The following is a 26,064-nucleotide window of genomic DNA, read 5'->3' on the forward strand; positions in this document are numbered from 1 at the left end:
TTACCAATAACAACCTTTTTCAACATTTTGAAAACCACTTGGTACCTCTTCAGTATTAGGTCTTGTCCAATATTCATTATAAAAGCCACTAATTACAGGATGATTATCCCATCGTTTCCCTTTAATACCGAACAGTATTTGTGTTGCTCCTCCTAAGTGTATTGCTACTTTATTCCTTCGTTTAATATGTGCTGCTAAAGGAAGCCCATACGCCCCTGCACCTATTATTGCTACATCATATTCTGTATTATCTATTTGCTCTTTCATATGTTCTAGAGCTTCAAACCAGTTTTCAAAATTTGTTTTTTCATTTGAAATTGATTGTACTGCCTTAATAGTCTTCAGATGAAATTCTGGCAATACATTCTTATTCATAAATAGTTGTTTATGATTCTGAAATTGCTTATTGATAGTGTTAACAAATGGATGAATTACCAAAACCCTCTTACCCTTTAACGAAGCAGACCAAGGAACTTCTGAGAAATACGGCTCTAAATTTCTTAGTTCCGTAATATTACCTATATTATTGTATTTATTAAAAATTACATTCTCCCCTTCGTTATACCAGACTCCTAGTAAGTTTATGTCATTAACATCCCTAAAGTATAATTCTGCAAATTTTGTAAGATAATTATCCGAAGGTGGAAAAAAACCAGCATTGGTATTCATTTGTAATTTAACCTTATTGGTTGCAGTACCTTTCTTGTAATAACTATATATATAGGAGAGTTCTACTGATCCTAACCTAGAGGCCATAAAAGGTTTTGCTTCATCTATAGCTTCTCTAATTTTCAAGTTAGCTTCTTTATTATTAAGAGCATTGGCATTATATTGTCCTGTAGTTTTGAGTACTTTTTTATAAAATTTGTTTCTAAGTTTATCTATCATATCCTTCACCCTCTCAATAATATAAACGAAATAATAATAAGCATTAAAATAAATATATATACATGATTTCTAATCGATAAAAATTCGATATTCTCTTTTCCAATAATTATTAAATTTAAAAGGACAGCGACACAGTAAGAGGCTAAGGTAGAAAACATTAAACCATTTAGCGCATAAGATTTAATTAGAATGAAATTTAATGCAACATTGGTACCTACTGATAATAAGCTTGTAAAAAATACAAGCCTATGTTTAGAGAATGCAAATAATATATAATTGTAAAGATCTTTTAAAACATAAAATCCTGTGCCAAGTATTATTATTGAAAAAGCATTAGAAACATTTTTCAGGTCCGAAGTATTGAATTCTCCATAACCGAATAGAAACTTCACAACATTCTCACTTTGTAATGACAATCCTATCATGGTCGGAACAACTACCAATAAAAGTCCATATACAAATTTATCAATTTTGGAATTTGTTTTCTTCCCTTTATCATTAATATTAATAGAACGTGATATATAAGGATATATCAGATTTGAAATTATTAATCCGAATATTCCAATAAGAAAACCATTTAACTTGTGAACGTAGTTCACAGAAGAAAGAGCACCAATAAATAATGTTGAAGCCAGTGCTCTATCGACAAAATAATTTATTTGAGATAATGAGATACTAGAAAAAATTATTAAACTATCTTTAAATTGATTCCAAGCTATACTAAGACTTAGCTTTGATATCCCCAATAACTTTTTCTTTATTAGAGGAAAGACAATAACTAATTGTGCCACAAATTGAATTATATAGATAATTGTTATTCCTATGAATATATGGTTAATTGATGAATCGTTAAATATAAAAATTACTATTGCTACTGCAAATGAAAATATCATGTTCATCAATGAAGGTAGAAAATATTTTTCCTCAGCATTAAAGAAGGCATTAATAACCCCGTTAAAACCAATAAAGAAAATCTGTAACGCAACAATCCTCACAGCGACTTTATATTCAAGAATATCGCCTAAAGATATTCCTGGTGCCATAATACTTAAAATTTGCATAGGAAAAAATGTCAATATCATGCTGACTATTAAACTTAGAATAAACATTAATAACATCGAAGAATAAAAAGTTGTCTTCTTTTCTTTAGACTTATGATAGTTAGGAATAAAAGCATTTGAAAATGCTAAACTATACCCTGTGTAAAATACCAAGGGTATTGAAGATACAATATAAAACATATCCGCAAAGAGAGTTGTACCAAAATAAAAACTAATTAGCAATTCTCTAAGAAATCCAAAAAAACGGCTTAATAATGCAAATAACATTATTAAGCCTGCAATACTATATAACTTTTTCATAAAATTATTTCTTCTTTCTCTTAATTAGAATAATTTACATTTTAGCCATTAAGCTATTCTTCGTTCTCGAGCTTTCCTGTTACTAATAGTTAACAATAAATTATAAAAAAGTATCTCTAGGGTTAGAAGAAATGCAACTATTATCATTGATATAAAATTATCTGAGAAAACAGATCTTACAGACCATAGAAAAACTTCACACAGCATAATTGCAAGAATTGGAGAAGAATAAAAATTAACATATTTACTTATAAGTACAATAATTAGGGTTAACATCGGAATTAGGATTAATGACCATGTACCAAAATTAGCATAAAACTCAGCAACCATCGTAGAGTTAAGACTTAAATTTGTACCTGGTTCATATATTCTTCCAGCTATAACAGTAAAGGAATCCACTTTTTCAATAAAATCAGGAAAAATTGGATAAATCACCTTTAAAAAAGTTAATCCATTAAGCAATTCAAATACTTTACCGTAATCTTTTATAATATGGAAGGCAGCAAGAATGTTAGCCCCTTCGCTGATATCAAATAACATACTTACTATAGCATACTCAAAATCACTAAATACCTGAACATAATTATTTACAGCAGTATCTAAATTAGTCAACGATGATCGTGTATAAGACCAAGCACTAAATATAAATAATACAACTGGAGAAAGTATTAACAGTTTATATATTGGTTTATAAACATTTAACAATATAAAATTAGCAAAAACAAATAAAAGATATATAGCAAAATAAATTCTGTTCCCTGTTATTACAACTATCAATAAATGAAATACTACTGAAGTAAGCAATAAAGGATTAGTAAGTAAATTTATTTTTTTGTATTTAAGAGTAATATAAAGAGTAAGAAGTATAGATGTTCCTGTAAAAATCAGTTTATTTGAATGGATTATTTTTACAAAAATAACATATAAAGAACCATACGTATTAAACATAAGGTCATTTCTCATATACCAATGATGGCCAAAGTATCCAGATATCCCTCCGAATTCAATTATTACAACTCCCCAATCGATAGACTGAATTAAAATTGAGATAACTAGTATAAATTTTATTTTTGTAATATTTTTTTCAAAAGCTTGTAATAAGAATTCACTATTCGATTCCTTAGTTTTGAAAGGATAAATAATAATAATTAAACTTATTAAAAATAGGACAGTCCAAATAACAAAATAGGGATAGTGAAAAACAGGATTATTTAAGTCAACAGAAGACCAAACACCTTTGGCTCCAGATAATGGATTAACTTTAAAACTTTCTATAAAAGTTAATAAGGTAAAAGGGAATAAAATAAAATAAATTACACCCATTAAAAACCCAAAAATTGGGGAAAAACCATTATTGCTTTTTTTTAATTTTTTAAAAGAGATAAAGAACATTACTATTAGTAACATATTCAATAGCTTTAAAAATGATACCATTTTCTTACTCCTTTATATTAAAGGTTCTTTTTGCTTTAATCGAATGAAAGTTTGATTTTCCCTTCGTTTAGAACCTTTTCCAGATCACTTTCTACCATGATTTTTACTAACTTATCAAAAGAAGTATTTACTGGATTCCAACCTAACAACTCTTTTGCTTTAGTAGGATCTCCTAATAACTGATCTACTTCTGCTGGTCTAAAAAACTTAGGGTCAACCTCTACAACAACTTCCCCAGTTTCCTTACTTATACCCTTTTCTTTATTTCCTTCTCCAGTCCACTCAACTTCAATTCCTACATGCTTAAACGCCAATTCAACAAACTCTCGCACAGTATGCATCTCACCTGTAGCAATCACAAAGTCTTCAGGTTTGTCATGTTGAAGAATCAACCACATACATTCAACATAATCTTTTGCGTATCCCCAGTCACGAAGGGAATCTAAGTTACCTAATGTTAATTTTTCTTGTTTTCCTTGAGCTATACGAGCTGCAGCTAAAGTGATTTTACGAGTAACAAATGTTTCACCACGGCGTTCAGATTCATGATTAAATAGAATCCCGTTTACCGCAAACATATTATAAGACTCACGATAATTTTTTGTAATCCAGAATCCATAAATTTTGGCTACTCCGTATGGAGACCTTGGATAGAATGGTGTTGTCTCTTTTTGAGGTACTTCTTGAACTTTACCATAGAGTTCAGAAGTTGATGCTTGATAAATTCGGGTCTTATCAGTTAACCCTAAAATACGGACTGCTTCTAATATATTTAAAGTACCCTTGGCATCAACATCAAGAGTGTATCCGGGCATATCAAAAGAAACCCGAACATGTGATTGAGCTGCCAAGTTATAGATTTCATCTGGTTGGATTTCACCAATTATACGGGTAACATTTAATGCATCCGTTATATCTCCATAATGCAAGTGAAAATTTCCGTTATTTAACAATTCATCAGCTTCATCTGCAGACATAATATCTTCTAATCGTTCTTGATTATAAGAAGAACTACGGCGGATAATACCGTGTACTTCATATCCTTTTTCAAGTAAAAGCTCTGCTAGATATGATCCATCTTGTCCTGTTACTCCGGTTATTAATGCTTTTTTCATGTTAGTCCTCCATCAGTTTCAACTATTATTTTGTAGTAGTTAATTCATTTTCTAAAAACCATTTGTATGCTTTTTGCAAACCTTCTTCAAGTGAAGTAGTAGCTTTCCATCCTAAAGAATTTATTTTTGTAACATCCACTAACTTACGTGGTGTTCCATCTGGCTTTGTAGTATCGAATTGAATGTCTCCTTCATATCCCACTACAGCTTTAATTTTTTCACCTAATTCTTTAATTGCGATGTCTTCACCTACACCAATATTCACAATTTCATTACCTTCATAGTTTTCCATAAGGAATAGACATGCATCGGCTAAATCGTCTGAATATAGGAATTCACGTTTAGGGGTACCTGTTCCCCACATTTCCACAAATGAAGCGTTTGTCTCTTTCGCTTCATGGAACTTACGAAGTAATGCTGGTAATACGTGAGAAGTTTGCAGATCGAAATTATCATTTTCACCATACAAGTTTGTAGGCATGGCTGATATGTATTTTGTACCATATTGGCGGTTGTAGGATTCACACATCTTAATTCCCGCTATTTTTGCAATAGCATATGGTTCATTGGTAGGCTCTAGTTCTCCGGTAAGAAGATATTCTTCTTTTAGGGGTTGAGGAGCCATTTTAGGGTAGATACAAGTGCTCCCTAGGAATAATAGTTTTTCTACATTATTTCGATGAGAGGCCTCAATCACATTCGTTTGTATTAATATGTTGTCTCTAATGAAATCAGCTGGGTATTCATTGTTTGCAACGATTCCACCAACTTTTGCAGCTGCCAGGAATACGTATTCAGGATTTTCTTCTTGGAAAAACTGATCAACTTGACCTTTGTCTCTTAAATCCAGCTCTTTACTCGTTCTATATAGAAGATTTGTATAACCTTCAGATTTTAATTTTCTTAGAATAGCAGAACCAACTAATCCTCTGTGTCCTGCAACATAAATCTTAGAATCTTTTCTCATGGTTGACCCCCACATTTAATAAGCATTTTTCGAACCAAATAATAGTAACACTGTTTTGAAGATAATCTTTACATCAATCCAGGTATTTCGTTTTCTTATATACTGCAAATCTAATTCTACCATTTCTGTAAAGCCTATATTGCTCCTTCCACTGACCTGCCATAATCCAGTACAGCCAGGCGTCACCATTAATCGTTGTTTATCATAGTTTGTATACTCCAACACTTCTCTAGTTAAAGGTGGTCTTGGGCCAACTAAACTCATTTCACCCTTTAGCACGTTAAATAACTGAGGAAGTTCATCAATGCTTGTTTTGCGAATGAATCGACCGATTTTTGTGACACGGGGATCATTCTTCATCTTGAACATAGCCCCTGTTGTTTCGTTATGCTTTAGTAGTTCAACTAAACGATCTTCTGCATCAGCAACCATTGAGCGGAACTTATACATATTAAACTCTCTGCCATTTTTCCCGACTCTTTTTTGAGTGAAGAATATCGGCCCTTTTGGATCTTCCAATTTTATAAAAATGGCTACAATTAAAAATAGCCCACTGAGTAAACAAATACCCATTAAAGCTCCAACGACATCAATAAGCCTTTTTTGAGTTAGATAGAATCTTGAATCCTTCACTTGAACCTTCGCACCAGATTGAGTATATAAAAAATCTTGTTCAGCTAGGTTTGCCATCTACTTTACCTGCCTTTACTTCATTTCTATTTTTTTGTTTTCCTCTACTAAGGAACCCATATACTCTAGGATAGAATCGCGAATTTCTTCATGTTCTAGCGCAAAATCGATGGTTGTTTTCACAAATCCTACCTTTTCGCCGACGTCATAACGCTTGCCTTCAAAGTCATAAGCGTATACCCTTTGTGTCTCATTTAATTTTTGAATCGCATCTGTTAATTGAATTTCTCCACCAGCACCGGATTCTTGGTTTTCAAGGAGTTCAAAGATTTCCGGGGTTAATAAGTAACGGCCCATGATGGCTAAGTTAGATGGAGCAGTTCCCATTGCCGGCTTTTCAACGAAGTTTCTAACTTGATATCTTCTGCCTTCGATCGTAACCGGATCAATGATACCGTATCGATGAGTTTGATTATCTTCTACAGTCTGTACCCCGATCACTGAAGATCCTGTATCTTCATATTGATTGATAAGCTGCTTTACACAAGGAGTATCACTTACTACAATGTCATCACCTAGTAATACAGCAAATGGCTCGTCCCCTATGAAGTTTCTTGCACACCAAACAGCATGACCCAATCCTTTTGGTTCTTTTTGACGGATATAATGAATGTTTACTAAGTTACTTGAGTGTTGTACTTTCTCCAACAGGTCAAGCTTTCCTTTTTCTGCAAGGTTTCTTTCTAGTTCAGGTGCAAGATCGAAGTGATCTTCGATTGCACGCTTGCCTTTCCCAGTTACGATAATGATGTCTTCTATGCCTGAAGCGATCGCTTCCTCTACTATGTATTGAATAGTTGGTTTGTCTACGATTGGAAGCATTTCTTTCGGCATGGCTTTTGTAGCAGGTAAGAAGCGAGTTCCTAACCCTGCTGCTGGAATAATGGCTTTTCTTACTTTTTTCATTTTGTTGGCCCCCTCTAGATTTTATACGCCAGCTTTTTCTCTCTCTTTACTATTTACTGCTGGTCTGCCCATGGAATAGTACTCAATATTAGACTCTTTCATCACTTCAATGTCGTAGCAATTGCGACCGTCAAAGATGATAGGTCGTTTCATGTTACCTTTGAACGTTTCTATATTTAGGTCTTTGAATTCAGACCACTCTGTAAGAATTAAGGCTGCATCTGCATCTTGCAACGCCTCGTTTATAGATGAAGCAAAATTAACTTTTGAGTTGATGAATTTTTTTGCATGATTCATTGCCACAGGATCATAAGCAACTACCTGTGCTCCCATGCTTACCAGGTGATTTGTCATGGGAATGGAAGCAGCTTCCCTCATGTCATCTGTATTTGGTTTAAATGCCAATCCTAATACAGCAATCTTTTTACCTTCCAGACTTTCAAATCGCTCTTGCAATTTATTCAACAGGATGCTTTGCTGTTTTTTATTCACTTCGATAACACCTTTTAACAGTTCGAAGTCATACTCCACATTACCTGCAATCTGCACAAGGGCTTTCGTATCCTTAGGGAAACATGACCCACCGTAACCGATCCCTGCATTTAAGAACTGAGAACCGATTCGGTTGTCCATCCCCATACCGACGGCTACATCCTCAACATTTGCTTCCACTCTTTCACAAATGTTAGATATTTCATTGATAAAGCTGATTTTTGTAGCCAGGAAGGCATTCGCTGCATACTTAATCATTTCCGCACTGCGTATATCCGTTTTAAATACCGGGATGCCATACGGTTTATTAATCTCTTCAATGACATCGGCTGCCTTTGGGTTATCAGCACCAACGATAATTCGATCTCCGTTGAATGAATCGTAGATTGCTGATCCTTCGCGAAGGAATTCCGGATTTGAAACGATATCAATTTGAACAGGATGTACCAGATTCTTTTGGATCGTTTCTTTAATCCAGTGATTCGTTCCAACCGGTACCGTACTTTTTGTCACAACAATCACATTGCTCTGGATGTTTGTGGCAATATCAATGGCAACCTGTTCGACAAACGACAGATTTGCGGATCCATCTTCTTTTTCCGGAGTACCCACGGCTATGTAGATCACTTCAGCTTTCTGGAATGCTTCTGAGTGATTGGTCGTAAAGAATAAGCGACCTGCTCCTGAATTCTTCTTCATCAGTTCATCTAATCCTGGCTCATAAATAGGAGAAATGCCTCGCCTCAATCTGTTCACTTTTTCTTCATCTATATCTATACACGTCACGTGATGGCCAATCTCAGATAAACAAGTCCCTGTAACCAAACCAACGTACCCTGTACCGACAACTGCGATATTCATATCATTCTCCTCTTTCTCTCCTATTTTCAGTCTAACGACATAATAAATACCTAATGAAAAAACACAATTTCCAAATGTTCTTTCATTAGGTATCCAGTTGGAATCATAACCATCAATTACATAAAGCGTTTTCATTGTTTTTCCTTACTTGTGTCTTTTAAAATAGTAATTGTGGGCATCTAACCCTTCCTCACATCACGCCCCTGACGACGAGCGTCTAAGGCGAAGTTTCCTCTTCACCCACGGCGTGACCGAGTGCCTCCATTGATAATGGAAAGGAGACATTCCCAAAATATCTATTGTTGTTTGTATGCATGATTCCAACTACTCACTACCAACGACAATAGTACATTAGGACCTTAAAACTATTTAGCTTACTTATTAAAAAATCCCCAGGAATTTTTTCTTTTTAACCTTCTCTGGAATTTCTTTATAAATATTCATTCCATCTACCAATAACTCTGCGTTTTCTGTGAAATAGTAAACCATGTCGGTTCCGTATTTATCCTCTATGTAATCCATGGCTTCATTCATCTTAAATGTGCGATTGCTGATATTATGTGCATCGGATGCAATGAAATGCGTAAGGTTCGCTTCGATTAGCTGTCTTGTGAACTTCTGGATGTTCTTGCCGAAGTAGCCGATCAGGCTGGATGCGGTGATTTGGGTGGCAGCCCCGTTCTTCACGAGGTTGTACAATTTATCCGGACGGGCGGTCAGCTCGGCATTCCGCTCTGGATGCACGATGACAGGTACCAGCCCTTCGTTCTGTATATCATAGAATAACCGATCCGCGTATCTGGGTACGGAGTTGGATGGGAATTCCACAAAGATATATTGAGTATATTGATTTAACGTTAAAATATGCCCACTTTTATAATCTTCGATGATTTCTCCATAAATTCGGCATTCCTGACCCGGTAAAACCTGCAGGTCGATCTCTTCTCTCCTCAACTGATCATTTAACTGATCTACCAATGGCAGGATGTCCGACTTCAGGTTATCGTAAGAATCATTGTTATGAGGAGTGGCAATGATCGTATGGATCCCTTCCGATACAGCAAGTCTGGCCATATCTAAGCTGTCCTTCATAGTCTTCGCGCCGTCATCGATTCCCGGAAGTATGTGACTATGTATATCAATCATTACCATTTTCCTCCTTATTACTAATTCTTTAGTCATATCAATGTCTACTATTTTACTACACTAGGTATTTTTGTAAATGGACGAATTTTGTCGAATCGACACTTTTTAAATGTTATTTTTTTCCATAATAATAGTAGTAGCTTGTATCCTTCACTTCACGGTTATTCAGGACCACTCCCAAGAGCTTTCCTTTTGTCGCCTGGAGAAGGTCTTTTGCTTTTTGCGCGCTTTCGATTTCCGTCGTTCCTGAACTTATCACCAGGACGGTCCCGTCGCATTGATTTGCAAGCACTTGTGCATCCGTCACGGCAAGGACAGGCGGCGTGTCAAAGATGATCAAGTCGTAATCCCCATAGGCATCAACCAGGAACTCTTCCATTGAACGTGAGCTCAACAGCTCAGCCGGGTTTGGCGGCACTGGACCACAAGTAAGAAGATCGAGATGATCGACATCGGATGGATGCACCACTTCCCGTAAAGTCTTCTGCCTCGTCAACACCGTCGTGAAACCGAATGTGTTCGTCAGGTTAAAGGTATAATGAGCAGTCGGCTTGCGCATATCCGCATCGACGAGAAGGACGCTTTTCCCCTGCTGGGCGAATACCACGGCAAGGTTCGCTGCCGTCGTCGACTTCCCTTCCCCCGGTCCCGATGAAGAAACCATGATCGACCGCAAATCGCGGTCAACCGATGAGAAATTGATATTCGTACGAATCGTTTTGTATTGTTCTGAAATAGGTGATTTGGGGTCTGTCTTCGTAATGAGCTTCCTTTTGGTCGCCATCATCAGTTTCTTTAATTTCTTGCTATTAGCCAACTTTCTCACCTCTCACTCGTGAATTTCGTTCAGTGCGGCCGGCTGACTTCTTTTCATCTTGTTCTGAAATCTTCGCGATGGAACCAAGCACAGGGAGGCCAAGGAGTTTTTCCACTTCTTGCTCTGTTTTGACCGTATTATCAAGGAATTCCAATAGGAAGGCCAAGCCTACTCCTATCATCATGCCGACTACCGCTGCAATGGCGATGTTCAAATAGGGCTTCGGTTTGATTGGGGATTGTTTCTCTCCCACTTCCGCTTTCGCGAGGATACTTACGTTATCGACGTTCATGATGTTTGGGATTTCTTTTTGAAATACTTCTGCTGTCATATTCGCGATTGTCGCAGCTTTTTTCGGATCCGTATCTTGTACAGACAGGTTCATCACTTGGGATTCATTTTCACTGCCAACCGTAATTTTACTGTTCAACTGAGAAACATCCATATTCAAATCGGCATCTGCAATGACTTTTTCCAGGATGGCCGGACTTTTGATGATGACCGTATACGTATTGATCAACTGTAAGTTTGTTTGGATTTCGCCGGGATTATAGGCAGGCTGTTCCGACTTTGATTGATTGACCAAAAGCTGGGTGGATGATTGATAAACCGGGGTTAAAAGAAAAAAACTTACCGCACCACTGACCAAAACGGCCGTTAGGGTAATCAGAATGATAAGTCTGATGCGCTTTTGCAATGTTTCCATTAACTCGCGCAGGCTGATTGTTTCTTCCATGAGTTCCTCCTAATATAAGAAAAATATGTAAATAATGGCGAATCTTGTTGTAATTTCGGCACTTTCTTGTCATAATTTTAATATAATTGTAATATTGACTCCATACTTATCTATTAAACTACAAAATCTTGTAAATGAAAAGAACAATTACAATATTGGAAAGTATTTCATATTTTTTTACAAAGGAGGCTTCTCTTATTGAAGAATGTTTTATTGGTCGTATTCGCTATTATTTGTATATCTCTTCTTATCATAGGTAACCGATATTGGCAGGAGCGAATTACAGGATCTCCTTCAGCTCCTGCAGCAAGTAATGTCACGAAGGAAGCTGCCGTGAATTATAATGAAGATGTTCAAGGGGATGCTCTCATCACCAACTGGCCGGTAAATGCGCAGGAACATTTCAAGGAACAAATGAAAAACGGGAAAGTATATAAGATTGCTCTTGTTGGATCATCTGCTTTGGGATCCGAAGAAGATGGATGGAGCGAACAGTTGGCGGAAAAGCTCTCATCTGCTTTTGAAGATAAGGTTGAAGTAACGATTTTTCAAAGCGATACAACTTCCGTGCAATTTATTGACAGTGAAATGTATGAAAGCGTTCTGGCATTTCAACCTGGCCTGGTATTATTCGAACCTTTTACATTGAACGATAATTCCATCGGAGTCCCTTACGAAAGAAATCAAGAAAGCATCTTGATCTTTTACGAGGACCTTAAAGAGAAAAACAATCGTGTGGAATTAATCCTCCAGCCTTCATATCCGATTGCCGGAGCGACTTACTACCCTAAACAGGTCGAATACTTAAAGGTCTTTGCAGAGGAAAATGCCTTTACCTATTTGGACCACTGGAAAGAATGGCCTGAAGAAGAGGCGCTAGATGAGTATCTCCTCCCATCACAGGAAAGCCCCAATGAAGAAGGACATGAGCTTTGGGCAGGGTATCTGGCCGATTACTTTATCCATGATCCTTCTTGATAGGCTGTACAATATAGTATCGTTCACTCTTACTGGTTAATAGTCTATTAACCTATGAATGTGAAATTAGCTCGTCCTTCATTAGATTGGGGGCAGACCGAGGCTGTGAACATTTTTCCATAAGTAAATAATTGACTATTCAAAACGTCCCTTTTTTGATATGTTATCTAGTAGGCTAATTTAAAAGGTGAGGAATGGAATATGAGAGCAGAAAAACATAAAAAGAAAAAACGCACATGGCTGCGGGTGGCTGGAATCGTCCTGCTCCTGTTGCTGCTTGGCGGAGGCGCATACGCGTTCAGTGTCTATCAATCTTTGAACAGCGCAGTCGAAACGATGCATAACCCAATCGACCGCGATAAATCGTCCAAGCGTACAGAAGAAGTGAAATTCAACGAACGTGATCCTTTCTCTGTATTATTGATGGGAGTGGATGAACGGGAAAACGACAAGGGACGTTCAGATACGATGATTGTCCTGACGGTGAACCCTGATACTGAGTCAGTGAAGATGCTGAGTATCCCTCGTGATACCTTGACGGATATCGTCGGTTACGGAACACGTGATAAAATCAACCACGCCTATGCTTTCGGAGGAGTGGAGATGGCGATGGATACGGTGGAAGAACTGCTTGATATTCCGATTGATTATTATGTACAGATCAATATGGAAGGATTCGAAGACATTGTCAATGCTGTCGGCGGCATTACCGTCAACAATGACCTTGACTTCACATATAGCGGTTATACCTTCCCTGAAGGATCGCTCGACTTGAACGGAAAGAAAGCACTCGCTTATACGAGAATGCGCTATGAAGACCCGCGCGGCGACTTTGGCAGACAGATCCGTCAGCGCCAGATCATCCAAGGCATCATCAAAGAAGGCGCAAGCGTATCAAGCCTGTGGAAATTTGATGATATCTTCGAAGCATTGGGAAGCAATGTGAAGACGAACATCAAATTTGAAGAAATGGTTGATATCCAAAAGCATTATAAGGATGCATCGAAGGATATCGAGCAGATCAAAATCGAGGATGGTTCCGGTACGAAAATTGATAATATCTACTATTATGTCATTCCGGATGAAGAATTGATGAGACTTCAGGATCTATTGAAGGAGCATTTGGAATTGAATGAATGATAAAGAGAAACCCGCGCTGTGTCAGGCGCGGGTTTCTTTTATATGATTATCGGGACTCTTTCGTTTGTTCTTGGAGGAAAGTTTCTTCCGCTTTCTCGGACATCACCCCGGTAGCTTCACCGATTGTCCCGCCCTGCAGTGACCAGATCCGGTTATGATCGGTGTCTGCATCGGAGAAGTCCCCCTCTTTCCAGCTCTTCAAGATCCCCCTGTAAAGATCTTCATGTTCAAACTTATTGACTTCCAGCTGATTCAATAAGAAATCAATCCGTTCATCGGTTATTTTGAAGAATGACCATTTTTCCTTTGCCTGCACTTTTTGGTGGCTCATGGCATGGATATATTGCTGCATATGTGTTTCTTTTAAAGGGGTCTTAACCTTCTTTTCAAATGGGTTCGGCATATCTGCTTCAACAGTTGCATCAGACACATCCCCGTCTGCCTCGACTGCTACAGAAGAATCAGCCGCGTTTTCACTTGAGTCAGGGCTTACAGCAGTTTCCGCGTCCCTTTCCGGCTGATCCAGACTGCCCACCACCAGATAGACCCCCATCACTGTCAGTAACAAGACACTCCCCAAAATATACACAACAAGTTTCTTGTTCATTTACGTACTCCCCTCTTTATTTCTCTTTCCTTACTACTTCTATACCCATCCGGGAATTCCTTTTGTACTTTACCATTTATTTCATGTATTTGTTAATTAAGAAGATTGGATAACAAAAGCCGGCGGAATGATTCCGCCGGCTTTCCTAAAATCTAAATTCGAAACGAAGAATTAAAATGTTCTATATCCTGCAAATCGAGGTGACCAATAGGTGTTGCTCAATTTGGACACTACTACTCCACTGTCGGATGCGTGGATGAATTCACCATTTCCAAGATAGATGCCCATGTGACTGATTCCAGCCTTGTATGTGTTTTTAAAGAAGACCAAATCGCCTGGTTTCGGGTTGGAAATCGCAGTGGATTTGTTATAGTAGCCTTCTGTGTTTGTACGGGAGATGCTTGTCCCTGCTTGATTGAATACATAATAGATGAACCCGCTGCAGTCGAAGCCGCTCGGTGTGGTCCCGCCCCATTTGTATGGAGTTCCGATGTATTTCTTCGCGACATCCACTACGTTTGAGGTTTGACCTGTTTGGTCAGTGGTGCCAATTGAGAGCTTTTGTCCAACATAGATCGTGTCGGAATTCAATCCGTTCCAGGACTTGATCTGGGATACGCTCACATCATATCGGGCAGCGATATGGGATAATGTGTCACCGGATTGAACGGTATATGTTCCGGTTGTCGGGGCCGGCTGAGTTGTTGAAGTTGGTGCAGATACTTTTAAAACTTGTCCAGGATAAATGACATCACTTGTAAGGTTGTTCCACTTTTTCAGTTCAGCCACGTAGACATCGAACTTCTGGCCGATTTTAGAAAGATAATCACCGGATTGGACTGTATATGTCTTAGTTGAAGTTGTTGCCGGTGCGGATACTTCTAAAACCTGATTGACATAGATCATATCCGATGTAAGGTCATTCCAATTTTTTATATTCGAGACGGATGTATCATATTTATAAGCGATCGCCGACAGTGTATCGCCGGATTGAACGCGATAAGAGGCAGCATCAGCAGATGTTACAGCAAGTGACGAGACTAAAGCAGCAGTTGTGACAGCAATAATCGATTTCTTCAAAAGATATTTCTCCTTCTTCAAGTAAAATTTTCATGCTTTTCCATTATGAAAGAAGGAGATTGATAGGTTAATAGTACTTTTAGGGTGAATTGACATAATAACCCTTAAAAGCGCATGATTGCGGGGTTTAGTAATTTATGGGTATATTTCCATATTGGTTGTTTAGGTTGTAATCGAAAAGTCGCATTCATAGGGGCTGTGCCTGGCTTAAATAGGGGATTTGTGCCAGGTACACAACCGATGATTTGTGCCAGGCACAATTCCCCCAATCTGTGCCTGGCACAGCAAAAGAATGAAAACGCTAACCTTTTTCGTTGACAACTTGTATATACATGAATAGAATAAGAGTGTATCTTGTATATACAACAAAACCCTTAAATGTAAGCGTTTATTTGTCTTTAGTAAAATTGCTTGTAATAGCATATTTAGGGACGTTTTTCACAAACTATTTAAGGGAATTCCATTAATAGAATTGAAAGCGGGTACATGACAGCTTTCGACAAATTCACGGATCTGCCGAGGCGGCTCCAATAAACCAGGGAGGGAATTTCATGAGCGTGAGCAAAGAATCCGTTCGCGAGATTATTGAAGCGATTGGCGGTAAGGAGAATATCCAGACGGCCACTCACTGTGTGACACGCCTTCGTTTAGTGTTGAAGGATGAGAAGAAAGTAGACAAAGAGCGTTTGGAAGAGATTGATATTGTAAAAGGGTCATTCTCCTCTAACGGACAGTTCCAAGTTGTCATCGGACAAGGCTTGGTCAATAAAGCGTATCAAATTTTAGCAGAAGAAACAGGCATCGAGCAGGCATCGAAGCAGGATGTCAAAGATGCGGCTACTCAGAACCTGAATCCACTGCAGCGTGCGATCAAGACGCTCGCTGACATCTTCATTCCGATTCTGCCGGCGATCGTTACGGCCGGTTTATTGATGGGTCTGAATAACATCCTGACGGGCCCGGATATTTTCTATGATGGAAAATCTGTCATTGATGTGCACCCACAATGGGCTGATCTGACAAGCATCATCAACTTGATTGCGAATACAGCTTTCGTGTTCCTGCCAGGATTGATTGGTTGGTCGGCTGTTAAACGGTTCGGCGGAAGTCCGCTTCTGGGTATCGTTTTAGGTCTTATCCTTGTGCATCCTGACTTGATGAACGCCTGGGACTACGGGAAAGCAGATGAAATTCCAACATGGAATCTATTTGGACTTGAAATAGATAAGATCGGGTATCAAGGACAAGTACTTCCTATTCTGTTCGCGTCATTATTATTAGCTAAAATAGAGCAATTCCTCGATAAACGGGTTCACGATTCAATCAAGTTGTTGGTTGTAGCTCCAGTTGCCCTTCTTATCACAGGTTTTGCAGCATTCATTCTTATCGGTCCAGTTACATTCTTCATCGGTAATATGTTAACAGACGGCGTCATCTGGGTATTCGACCACGTATCATGGTTAGGTGGTTTATTATACGGTGGTCTCTACGCAGTCATGGTTATCACAGGTATGCACCATACATTCCTTGCAGTGGATCTGCAGTTGGTTTCAAATGCAGGCGGAACATTCTTATGGCCGATCCTTGCACTATCCAACATCGCTCAAGGTTCAGCTGCCCTTGCCATGATGTTCATTGCCAAGAAAGAAAACGAAAAACTACGAGGTCTAGCCGGTACATCTGCATTATCCGCTTATCTCGGAATCACAGAACCAGCGATGTTTGGGGTTAACCTCCGTTACAAATATCCATTCATCTCTGCACTAATCGGTTCTGCAATCGGCGGGGTGCTCCTTGCGATGACAAAGACAAAAGCCTTCTCCATCGGAGTCGGAGGTCTGCCAGGTATCCTTTCTATCAAAGCAGAATACTGGGTGCCATTTGCAATCGGAATGCTCATCGCAGTTGTCGTACCATTCGTGTTGACGATGATCTGGTCTAGATTCAGTAAGAATAAGCCAGTGTAAAAACAGAAAGAGATAACAGTAGACGAACTTGTATATACAAGTTAAAATGAGGGGGCGAGGATCATCAGCAGTGAAAAATAGAAATCACTGACGATCCTCCCCTCTCTCTTTTTTTATATTAAAAAATACGTGATTTGATGAGGAAGGTATCATCTTTGACCCTCTCATCTATTTATGTAAACAGTCTTGATATAAGCTCAATCCAGCTTTTTATTGGAGTGGAAGACGAAGACTCCTGCGGGAAAAGCGAAGCTGGTGAGACCCCGCAGGCGAAGCCGAGGAGGCTCACCGCTCGCCCGCGGAAAGTGAAGTCTTCCACGGAAATAAAAAGCGGTATAAGTACTAATAACTAAGTAATGAAAGGTGCGAATCAAAATGAAACAACCATGGTGGAAAAACTCAGTCGTATATCAAATCTACCCGAAAAGCTTCAACGATACATCAGGCAACGGCGTCGGCGACATCAAAGGAATCACAGAGAAGTTGGATTATCTTAAAGAGCTCGGAATCGATGTAGTTTGGCTCACACCGATCTACAAGTCCCCCCAGCGTGACAACGGCTACGACATTAGCGACTACTTCAACATCCATGAAGAATACGGCACGATGGAAGACTTCGATGAACTTCTCGAAGAAGCACACAAACGAGGCATCAAAATCATCATGGATATCGTCATCAACCACACATCAACCGAAAACCAATGGTTCATCGAATCACGCAAATCGAAAGACAACGAATACCGCGACTTCTACATCTGGAAAGACGGCAAACCCGACGGTACCGAACCGACGAACTGGCAGTCTAAATTCGGCGGCAACGCGTGGCAATACGATGAAGAAACCGGTCAATACTATCTTCATCTCTTCGATGTCACACAGGCAGACCTGAACTGGGAAAACGATGAAGTCCGCAAAAAGCTCTACGACATGATGCACTTCTGGCTGAAAAAAGGCGTCGACGGCTTCCGCCTTGACGTCATCAACCTCATCTCCAAAGACCAGGATTTCCCGGACGATGACGGTTCTGTGGCTCCCGGAGACGGACGCAAGTTTTATACGGACGGTCCGAAAGTTCACGAGTACATGCAGGAGATGAATAAAGATGTCTTCTCCCAATATGACATCATGACCGTCGGTGAAATGTCTTCCACGACGATTGATAACTGTATCAAGTACTCGAACCCTGACCGCAACGAACTCAGCATGACGTTCAACTTCCACCATCTTAAAGTGGATTACCCTAATGGCGAGAAATGGTCGGTTGCGGACTTTGATTTCTTCAAGTTAAAAGATATCCTATCTACCTGGCAGCGTGAAATGCACAAAGGCGGCGGCTGGAACGCGTTATTCTGGTGCAACCACGATCAGCCGCGTATCGTGTCCCGATACGGTAATGATGGTGAATACCGCACCGAATCAGCGAAGATGCTTGCTACGACGATCCATATGATGCAAGGTACACCTTACATCTATCAAGGCGAGGAAATCGGGATGACCAATCCGAAATTCACAAGCATTGATGAATATCGCGATGTTGAGTCGATCAATATCTTCAATATTTTAAAAGAAGAAGGAAAATCAGAAGAAGAAATCCTTGAAATCCTCCGTCACAAATCCCGTGATAATTCCAGAACTCCTGTACAGTGGAATTCTGAGGAAAACAGTGGATTCACTTCAGGTACACCTTGGATCCCGGTGGCGAAGAACTACAAGGAAATCAACGTGGAAAATGCTTTGTCAGACGAGAACTCAGTCTTCTATCACTATCAAAAGCTGAACAATCTGCGCAAAGAATACAGCATCATCGTTGACGGCGACTATCAATTGATCCATGGAGACCATCCTGATATTTTCGCATATGTTCGCAATGGCGATAGTGAGAAGCTGCTTGTGGTCAATAATTTCTATGGAAAAGACACAGAGTTCACTCTTCCGACTGAAATTGATGTTGAAGGTTGGACTAGTGAAGTTATATTATCCAATTACGATGACACGGCGAATGAATATTTGAACTTTACATTACGCCCTTATGAGTCTGTGGTCTTCCGTATAACGAAATAGCTATCAGAGGTACCTGCATATTGCAGGTACTTTTTTTACTTAGGACTGGCATTAATGATAAAACCAGTAATATTTAGCTTGTGTCTATGGAAAAGATGATCGTTGATTAAAGGTCATTCCAGCTGTTGATTGGAGTGGAAGACGAAGACTCCTGCGGGAAAAGTAGCTAATAAGAAAAGCGTAAGGGCTTTGCTCAGAGGCGTGTGGCATAAGACGAATCAGCCTGGAAGGCGCTCTTTGCCTTCTTGGTCGGTTTGGCTTATGACATGTGCCTCTAAGCCCTGCAGCTAGACAAGTGAGACCCCGCAGGAGCGTAAGCGACGAGGAGGCTCACGGGCTACCCGCGGAAGCGAAGTCTTCCACGGAAATCATTTGCGGTATTAAGGAACCTACACTGAAATTGTTCGTATTTATTAGGGGGATTTTTGTATTGTCCCATTCTATTTTTTATGAAATCAATTAGCGAAAAGAATGCTTACTCATTTTAATGAGACTTTGAAGAGCTTACCATGTGATTTTAGTTCCCTCTACAAAAACTTTCATCAATACAAAAACGTCTAATAAACAGAAATATTTTTCAAACAAAACATTCTATACAAAAAACTGTAAAACAATTTCTAGCAAATTCGACACATTTCCCGAGAAATATGTCATAATATAGACACAACATCAGGAGGAGGGATTCCATGCAATCGAGCAATCAATTGCAGAACCTGCTATACGAAATGGAAAAGAAGCGCTCCGAGCTCCAATCCTTCGCTCTTGTCAATGGCTTCACCCACCCTGTCACCCTCAGGCTGAGTGAGGAACTTGATGAATTATTCAACCTTTATACCGCCCAAGCTCATAAGAATGATGAATAATACATAAAAAAATAGACTGCCGCAGCAGTCTATTTTACTTAATCCTACTCTTGATCTTCTTCACTCGCCAGGAAGAAAATAGCTGCAACCTTCCATCCTTCTTCCTTCTTATGGAATACAGTCACTTGCTTTCCTGAACGAGTAACCTCTTTATCACTGTTTGGGTCTTTCGTTGTTGCCTGAATATCAGCATAGACATCCGCTTTCTTACCCGCATAGTTGATGATTTTCACGTTTTCCACTGTACGCTTGGAGTCAACGGAATCGAAAATTTGCTTCACATAACGCTCTTCATCTTCATATTTGAAATTCACTGGTGTCTTCGAAATCACACTCATATACGATTCGAAATCCTCCTTATTGAAGGCATCGATATATTGATTAAAGGCTTCAGTAATAGCCGTCTTCTCTTCGGCAGGAATGTTTTCCGCTTCTTTCAAGGCACCCGCATCTTCCACGATCTCTGTCATCTGAGTAAGAGATGCCGCTTCATCCGTTGCAGGATCATTTTTGGCTTCCTCATTCGGCATTACTTCTTCTGTATCTTTTTTCTCTTCCTTCGCTTCCTCTTCTCCGCCGCAAGCACCAAGTAACAGCGTACTCATCCCAATTCCCAGCATGATTTTCTTCCAATGTTGTGTCGACAATACTCTTCACCCTTTTCTAAAATTTGCGCTATCTCCATTCTATTGAAAATATTCACAACACTCAAGTTCAATCTCATTTTCCCGCGACATTATGGTAAAATAATAGATGGTGATACTATGACGAAAAGTAATAAATACAAACAAATCTTTGAAGAACTGTCTAACAAAATACAAGACGGTACCTACAAGACGAATACCATTCTACCATCAGAGAACGAACTGGCTGTGATTTATTCGACTTCTCGTGAGACGATAAGGAAAGCGCTTACATTATTAGCTCAAAAAGGACTCATTCAAAAACTGCGCGGGAAAGGCTCCCTGGTCCTTGATGTATCTCGAATGAATTTCCCGATTTCAGGATTGGTCAGTTTTAAGGAACTGCAGTCTTCAATGGGTCGGGAGGATATCGAAACCACCGTTCATGAGTTTGGGCTCTCAGAAGCAGGCAGCAGCCTCTCTTCTATATTTGAGGTCTCAGCTCAAACAGAAATCTGGAATGTTGTGCGCTCCCGGCGAATTCAAGGGGAACGGATCATTTTAGACAAGTCGTATTTCCTGAAGTCGGAGGTTCCGCTGTTGACAAAGCAAATATGCGAGAATTCAATTTATGAGCATTTAGAGAATGAACTTGAACTGCCGATTGATTTCGCAAAAAAGGAAATTGTGGTTGAGGAATGTACGGATGAGGATCGTATGTATCTTGATCTGGATGAGTATGATCATGTGGTCGTCGTGAAAAATTATGTTCATTTGAAGGATGCCACTCTGTTTGAGTATACGGAGTCGAGGCACAGGCTCGATAAGTTTCGGTTTGTGGATTTCGCGAGGAGGAAGCATTAAAGAAGTTTGTCTTCATTATTTGCCAGTAACAGAGAAATCAAATGCACCTGGCAACGTAATCTGTTATTGTACCTGGTACATCGTCCTCTATTTGTACCAGGTACAATTCAACTCTACTGTACCTGGTACACTTCTGCTCCGACTACCGTTATTCCATCTCCAACAAAAAAGCAGCCCTCCATTCAATGGAGGGCTGCTTTCCTAACAACAAATTACATCCTGTATCCTATTTATCTTACTTCGACCCAGCCATTCTTAATCGCTGTCACAACAGCCTGCGTACGGTCATTCACATTCATTTTCTGAAGAATGTTACTCACGTGGTTTTTAACTGTTTTTTCACTGATATACAGTGCTTCACCGATTCCACGGTTGCTCTTACCGTCTGCAAGCATTTGCAGTACTTCACATTCGCGGCGGGTTAATAAATGTAATGGGCGGCGAACTTCGGATTGCTGGAATCCACCTGTGTTTTGAGCGTTTGCCAGGCGCTTGTATTCAGCTACCAGGTTATGTGTCACTTTCGGATGAACGTATGATCCACCTTCTGCAACCACTTTAACCGCATCGATCAGTGCTTCTGAATCCATTTCTTTCAACAGGTATCCAAGAGCGCCTGTCTTTAATGCATGGTTTACATAGTTCTCGTCATCATGGATGGATAGGATGATGACCTTTGTGTCAGGATATTTGTTCATCAGTTCGCGAGTGGCTTCCACCCCGTTTGTTTCCGGCATGTTAATATCCATTAATACGACATCCGGCTCGTGGGATTCCACTAGGTTGATGGCTTCTGAACCGTCGTCTCCTTCAGCTACTACGTTGAAAGAAGGTTCAAATTCCAATATGCGTTTTACTCCTTCTCTGAATAACTGGTGATCGTCAATGATAACAATATTTGTTGCCATGTCATTCGCCTCCCTAATCCTTCGAAAAATTTATTTATTGAGCGGAACCACAATGATAACTACAGTCCCTGCCCCTATTTTTGAGTCTATCGTGATGTCTCCTTCGAGAAGGTCGACACGTTCTTTCATCCCCATGATGCCAAAGGACCCTGTTTTCTGATTTTCTATATCGAATCCTTTGCCGTCGTCTTTGACGACAACTGTTATTTTATCTTTTTTTACTTCCACTTTTACCTGGATATGTGTCGATTCAGCATGCTTCAGCGCATTCTGTACACATTCCTGGACCAATCGGAACAAGGCCACTTCGTATTTTGACGGAAGCCTTACATCTAGGCCGATATTCACGAATTGAATACTAGTTCCATGGTTATATTCTTCGATGGTGCTTAAGTATTTTCTGAGGGTCGGAATCAAACCAAGATCATCGAGTGCCATCGGCCTGAGATCGTAAATGATGCGGCGGACTTCATAAAGTGCGGACCGAACCATTCTTTTCAAGTCGCGGATCTCTTTGATTGCTTCATCTGACCCTTTTTCCCTGTACACCCGGTCAATCAGATCAGATCGCATCAGGACGTTCGCCATCATCTGCGCAGGACCGTCATGGATCTCTCGGGACAAGCGCTTCCGTTCTTCCTCTTGCGCTTCAATGATCTGCAGTCCGAAATCCTGCCGCTGTTTCGCATCTTCAAGTGCTTCATTCACTTGTCTTAAATCACTATTGAGATAATTTAAGACAACGGAAATTTGCGTACATAAATGCTCAGCACGATCAATTGTGTCTCCTAATGACTGTAAGCGTCTTTGGAGCTCATCCCGGCGGTCACGCAGCTGCTTCTCAAGCTGTCTGTTTATCGATATCTTTACCTGCAGGTCATGGGCCACTTCATAAGCTTCTCTCACTTGAGTCTCTGAGTATGTTTGAAAATGTTTACTCACTTCAGAAAGCCGGAGTCTGGCATGCCTTGATTTACGGGTCAATTCATCTCCTTCATCAATGACCTTGATGACCATTTCTTTCACTTCTGCTAATTCACTTGTCAATTCTTCAAAATCGTTTCGGCATTGTTCACCGATCTGGAAGATTTCATCCTTACTTTGATCGACCGTATCCACCATTTTCTCAAGGATGACATCCAGCAGCTTGGTGTTAATTTTTTTAAGTGACACGGTTGCACCCCTCTTTTGGTTCCACGATTCGTTAACACCCAGAATGACATTTTGCTGTTTCCAAGGTATTATTCTTCTATAATAAGTAATCGATTAATTTGTGGCTGTTGAAAGTCCTTGCATGTCCAACTACCTATAATCTCATTTATAAAATATACCTATTAGAAATTCAATGCAAAATCAAAAATCTCCTTTATTCATCTAGGCATATTTCTCGGCAATACTTCTATACAAGGGTTTTCACTGTCTTTCCCATAAGATTCGCAAGTTGTTCCTTAAAGAGACCATTCACCTACGAACATAAGTTAGGACCATAAGAAGTATTACTTTCAGCGTCAATTATACCATGTCATATATTGTCGGAGATTAAAGTTTCGTTACATTGTATTACCATTATTTCATGTAGAACCATTTATTTCCTTGTCGAACTTTCAGATTTTGTGCAATTTCACTCTAAGTCCTTTATAGTAAGAAGAGAAATAATACCTATTATAAATACCCTTATTACATAAATACTCATTATTATTGAGAGGAGAATGAAATTTGTTACACCACTATAATACAGTCAAAGGTTATGGGGAAAACGAAATCACCATTGAACGATCAAGATTCATCGCTTTCGTAAACCGTGCGGAGACCGAGGAAGAAGCACAAACCTTCATTGCCGATATAAAGAAAAAACACTGGGACGCAAATCACAACTGCTCTGCTTATATGATCGGGGAAAATAACCTGATCCAAAAAGCCAATGACGACGGGGAACCAAGCGGTACTGCAGGAGTACCGATGCTTGAGGTTTTAAAAAAGCGAGACCTTAAAGATACAGTAGTTGTTGTCACTCGCTATTTTGGCGGCATCAAATTGGGTGCCGGGGGACTCATCCGTGCTTATGGAAAAGCTGCGTCTGAAGGCTTGAATGCCACAGGGATTGTTGAAAGAAAGCTGATGAGGATCATGAAGACCAAATTGGACTACACTTGGCTGGGCAAGGTCGAAAACGAAGTCCGCTCATCGCTCTTTCAGCTAAAAGAAATCCACTACCTTGATACTGTGGAAGTCGAGGTATATGTAGAAGAAGGCGCAAAACAACACTTTGTGGATTGGATGACTGAACTTACAAATGGCCAAGGAGAGATATCAGAGGGAAATGTAGAATATCTTGAAACAATAATATCGTGACATATTGAGTGAATGGTTGTTGTAAGGATTTATCTGAAATACCATTGTAATAAACTCAATATTGTTTTATTAAATACTACCCTATATACTTTATAATAGGGCTTTTGGCAATTCGTACTTGGAGTGAATTTTTATATGAAAAGATCTAATTTATTTTATGATAGAAGAAGACTTAGAAGAAGAAGGATCCTGCGGGTGATTTTGGCTGTTATTATTTTGATGTCGATTATTGGATCAGGTTTCGCCGCCTACTTTCTATATGGTACATATAGTGCTGCATCTGAATCCTACCTGGGACTTGAACGCGGCGATAAGTCTAAGTTAAGGGATGAACCGATTCAGATGAAGGAACATCCATTCTCGATTCTAATCATGGGCATAGAGGATTATATTAGCGAGGGTTCAAATGGCAGGACAGATTCCCTTATACTTGCAACCATTAATCCCGAGGAAGAATCCATGAACTTACTTAGTATTCCAAGGGATACTCTTGTGACATTGCCTGATTCTTATAAGGAAACAAAAATAAACCATGCGTATGTATACGGCGGGAAAGAAGGAACCATTGAAACAATAGAGTCCTTACTGAACGTCCCGATTGACTATTATGCAACCATCAACTTTAATGGATTTAAACAACTTATCAATGAGGTTGACGGGGTAGAGGTTAATGTTCCCTTTGATTTTACAGAGGTTAATTATTTGAATGGTGAAACGTTGTACTTTAAAGAAGGAAGCATGAGACTAAACGGGGATGAAGCACTTGCTTATGCCAGGATGCGCAAACAAGATCCACGAGGGGATTTTGGACGAAACGAACGGCAAAAGGAAATAATCATTTCATTAATCGATGAACTTAGAAAGCCTTCAAATGTATTTAAGATAGACAAGATGGCTCGATTACTTTCAGATGATGTAGAGACCAATGTTAAAATCTCAGAAGCATTATCCATGACTAACACTCTTACCCGCTTCAACAAGTTTAAAATCAATAATTTGAAGTTAGAAGGGGAAGACACCTATATAGACTCCATTTATTACTACACTCCTGATGAAGAATCTCTGGATGAGCTTTCATCGACAATACTTGACCATCTAAATATTGAGCAATAATAAAAAACGAGCTTATTTGCTCGTTTTTTATTATCGGCTTTACATCATATTGTTGGACCGTGACCACTAGTATTCTTGATGGACACACGGAGTCT

The 26,064-nt window shown here is 39.4% G+C and carries 24 protein-coding genes; 8 read left to right on the plus strand and 16 right to left on the minus strand.

Annotated features, from left to right (window positions below; translation table 11 throughout):
- The 11 genes from ACUXV2_RS18185 to ACUXV2_RS18235 all read right to left on the minus strand — a co-directional run bounded on the left by ACUXV2_RS18185 (position 1) and on the right by ACUXV2_RS18235 (position 11,413).
- Positions 1 to 888, minus strand: coding sequence for a GT-D fold domain-containing protein (locus ACUXV2_RS18185; RefSeq protein ID WP_446244557.1), 888 nt, complete (start codon positions 886 to 888; stop codon positions 1 to 3).
- A 5-nt stretch (positions 889 to 893) separates the two neighbouring features.
- Positions 894 to 2,249, minus strand: coding sequence for a lipid II flippase MurJ (locus ACUXV2_RS18190; protein WP_446244558.1), 1,356 nt, complete (start codon positions 2,247 to 2,249; stop codon positions 894 to 896).
- A gap of 48 nt (positions 2,250 to 2,297) precedes the next feature.
- A complete protein-coding gene (locus ACUXV2_RS18195) occupies positions 2,298 to 3,683 on the minus strand; it encodes an O-antigen polymerase (protein WP_446244559.1) in 1,386 nt (461 codons plus the stop codon).
- 35 nt (positions 3,684 to 3,718) lie between these two features.
- Positions 3,719 to 4,798, minus strand: coding sequence for a GDP-mannose 4,6-dehydratase (gene gmd, locus ACUXV2_RS18200; RefSeq protein ID WP_446244560.1), 1,080 nt, complete (start codon positions 4,796 to 4,798; stop codon positions 3,719 to 3,721).
- A 25-nt stretch (positions 4,799 to 4,823) separates the two neighbouring features.
- Positions 4,824 to 5,765, minus strand: coding sequence for a GDP-L-fucose synthase (fcl, locus tag ACUXV2_RS18205; RefSeq protein ID WP_446244561.1), 942 nt, complete (start codon positions 5,763 to 5,765; stop codon positions 4,824 to 4,826).
- A 15-nt stretch (positions 5,766 to 5,780) separates the two neighbouring features.
- A complete protein-coding gene (locus ACUXV2_RS18210; protein ID WP_446244562.1) occupies positions 5,781 to 6,455 on the minus strand; it encodes a sugar transferase in 675 nt (224 codons plus the stop codon).
- Between the two features lie 15 nt (positions 6,456 to 6,470).
- Positions 6,471 to 7,361: a UTP--glucose-1-phosphate uridylyltransferase GalU gene (gene galU / locus ACUXV2_RS18215; protein WP_446244563.1), complete on the minus strand. Its 891-nt coding sequence runs from the start codon at positions 7,359 to 7,361 to the stop codon at positions 6,471 to 6,473.
- A gap of 21 nt (positions 7,362 to 7,382) precedes the next feature.
- On the minus strand, positions 7,383 to 8,714 hold the full coding sequence (locus ACUXV2_RS18220) for a UDP-glucose dehydrogenase family protein (RefSeq protein ID WP_446244564.1): 1,332 nt from the start codon (positions 8,712 to 8,714) through the stop codon (positions 7,383 to 7,385).
- 381 nt (positions 8,715 to 9,095) lie between these two features.
- Positions 9,096 to 9,860, minus strand: coding sequence for a tyrosine-protein phosphatase (locus tag ACUXV2_RS18225; protein ID WP_446244565.1), 765 nt, complete (start codon positions 9,858 to 9,860; stop codon positions 9,096 to 9,098).
- A 112-nt stretch (positions 9,861 to 9,972) separates the two neighbouring features.
- A complete protein-coding gene (locus ACUXV2_RS18230; RefSeq protein ID WP_446247107.1) occupies positions 9,973 to 10,644 on the minus strand; it encodes a CpsD/CapB family tyrosine-protein kinase in 672 nt (223 codons plus the stop codon).
- 25 nt (positions 10,645 to 10,669) lie between these two features.
- The gene (locus tag ACUXV2_RS18235) at positions 10,670 to 11,413 is read right to left on the minus strand and encodes a YveK family protein (protein WP_446244566.1); all 744 of its coding nucleotides are present in this window, start codon (positions 11,411 to 11,413) and stop codon (positions 10,670 to 10,672) included.
- Between the two features lie 198 nt (positions 11,414 to 11,611).
- On the opposite strand from ACUXV2_RS18235, the gene ACUXV2_RS18240 reads away from it, so the two are divergent.
- Entirely contained in the window at positions 11,612 to 12,391 is a 780-nt protein-coding gene (locus tag ACUXV2_RS18240; RefSeq protein WP_446244567.1) for an SGNH/GDSL hydrolase family protein, read from the plus strand.
- Positions 12,392 to 12,592: 201 nt separating this feature from the next.
- Entirely contained in the window at positions 12,593 to 13,531 is a 939-nt protein-coding gene (tagU, locus tag ACUXV2_RS18245; protein WP_446244568.1) for a polyisoprenyl-teichoic acid--peptidoglycan teichoic acid transferase TagU, read from the plus strand.
- 46 nt (positions 13,532 to 13,577) lie between these two features.
- Here tagU and ACUXV2_RS18250 read toward each other — a convergent pair whose 3' ends face one another.
- Together ACUXV2_RS18250 and ACUXV2_RS18255 are read right to left on the minus strand one after the other, a co-directional pair.
- Positions 13,578 to 14,138, minus strand: a complete 561-nt coding sequence (locus ACUXV2_RS18250; RefSeq protein ID WP_446244569.1) for a DUF6241 domain-containing protein — start codon at positions 14,136 to 14,138, stop codon at positions 13,578 to 13,580.
- 171 nt (positions 14,139 to 14,309) lie between these two features.
- Positions 14,310 to 15,218: a C40 family peptidase gene (locus ACUXV2_RS18255; protein WP_446244570.1), complete on the minus strand. Its 909-nt coding sequence runs from the start codon at positions 15,216 to 15,218 to the stop codon at positions 14,310 to 14,312.
- Positions 15,219 to 15,769: 551 nt separating this feature from the next.
- Between ACUXV2_RS18255 and treP the strand changes: the two genes are divergently transcribed.
- The 3 genes from treP to ACUXV2_RS18270 all read left to right on the plus strand — a co-directional run bounded on the left by treP (position 15,770) and on the right by ACUXV2_RS18270 (position 20,109).
- Complete coding sequence (gene treP / locus ACUXV2_RS18260) at positions 15,770 to 17,185, plus strand: PTS system trehalose-specific EIIBC component (RefSeq protein ID WP_446244571.1); 1,416 nt, start codon at positions 15,770 to 15,772, stop codon at positions 17,183 to 17,185.
- A gap of 375 nt (positions 17,186 to 17,560) precedes the next feature.
- Complete coding sequence (gene treC / locus ACUXV2_RS18265; RefSeq protein ID WP_446244572.1) at positions 17,561 to 19,246, plus strand: alpha,alpha-phosphotrehalase; 1,686 nt, start codon at positions 17,561 to 17,563, stop codon at positions 19,244 to 19,246.
- Positions 19,247 to 19,932: 686 nt separating this feature from the next.
- The gene (locus ACUXV2_RS18270; protein ID WP_446244573.1) at positions 19,933 to 20,109 is read left to right on the plus strand and encodes an aspartyl-phosphate phosphatase Spo0E family protein; all 177 of its coding nucleotides are present in this window, start codon (positions 19,933 to 19,935) and stop codon (positions 20,107 to 20,109) included.
- A 44-nt stretch (positions 20,110 to 20,153) separates the two neighbouring features.
- On the opposite strand, the gene ACUXV2_RS18275 is transcribed toward ACUXV2_RS18270, so the two are convergent.
- Positions 20,154 to 20,756 carry a hypothetical protein gene (locus tag ACUXV2_RS18275; RefSeq protein ID WP_446244574.1) on the minus strand — a complete coding sequence of 201 codons (603 nt, stop codon included), beginning with the start codon at positions 20,754 to 20,756 and terminating at the stop codon, positions 20,154 to 20,156.
- 117 nt (positions 20,757 to 20,873) lie between these two features.
- On the opposite strand from ACUXV2_RS18275, the gene treR reads away from it, so the two are divergent.
- Entirely contained in the window at positions 20,874 to 21,596 is a 723-nt protein-coding gene (gene treR / locus ACUXV2_RS18280) for a trehalose operon repressor (protein WP_446244575.1), read from the plus strand.
- A gap of 230 nt (positions 21,597 to 21,826) precedes the next feature.
- Here treR and ACUXV2_RS18285 read toward each other — a convergent pair whose 3' ends face one another.
- Positions 21,827 to 22,504: a response regulator gene (locus ACUXV2_RS18285; protein WP_446244576.1), complete on the minus strand. Its 678-nt coding sequence runs from the start codon at positions 22,502 to 22,504 to the stop codon at positions 21,827 to 21,829.
- Between the two features lie 30 nt (positions 22,505 to 22,534).
- Positions 22,535 to 23,677, minus strand: coding sequence for a sensor histidine kinase (locus ACUXV2_RS18290; RefSeq protein ID WP_446244577.1), 1,143 nt, complete (start codon positions 23,675 to 23,677; stop codon positions 22,535 to 22,537).
- Between the two features lie 543 nt (positions 23,678 to 24,220).
- On the opposite strand from ACUXV2_RS18290, the gene ACUXV2_RS18295 reads away from it, so the two are divergent.
- Both ACUXV2_RS18295 and ACUXV2_RS18300 read left to right on the plus strand, forming a co-directional pair.
- Entirely contained in the window at positions 24,221 to 24,856 is a 636-nt protein-coding gene (locus ACUXV2_RS18295; RefSeq protein ID WP_446244578.1) for a YigZ family protein, read from the plus strand.
- Between the two features lie 135 nt (positions 24,857 to 24,991).
- A complete protein-coding gene (locus tag ACUXV2_RS18300; RefSeq protein ID WP_446244579.1) occupies positions 24,992 to 25,969 on the plus strand; it encodes an LCP family protein in 978 nt (325 codons plus the stop codon).
- The last annotated feature ends 95 nt before the right edge of the window (positions 25,970 to 26,064 follow it).

The sequence above is a fragment of the Rossellomorea sp. NS-SX7 genome, assembly GCF_052828565.1.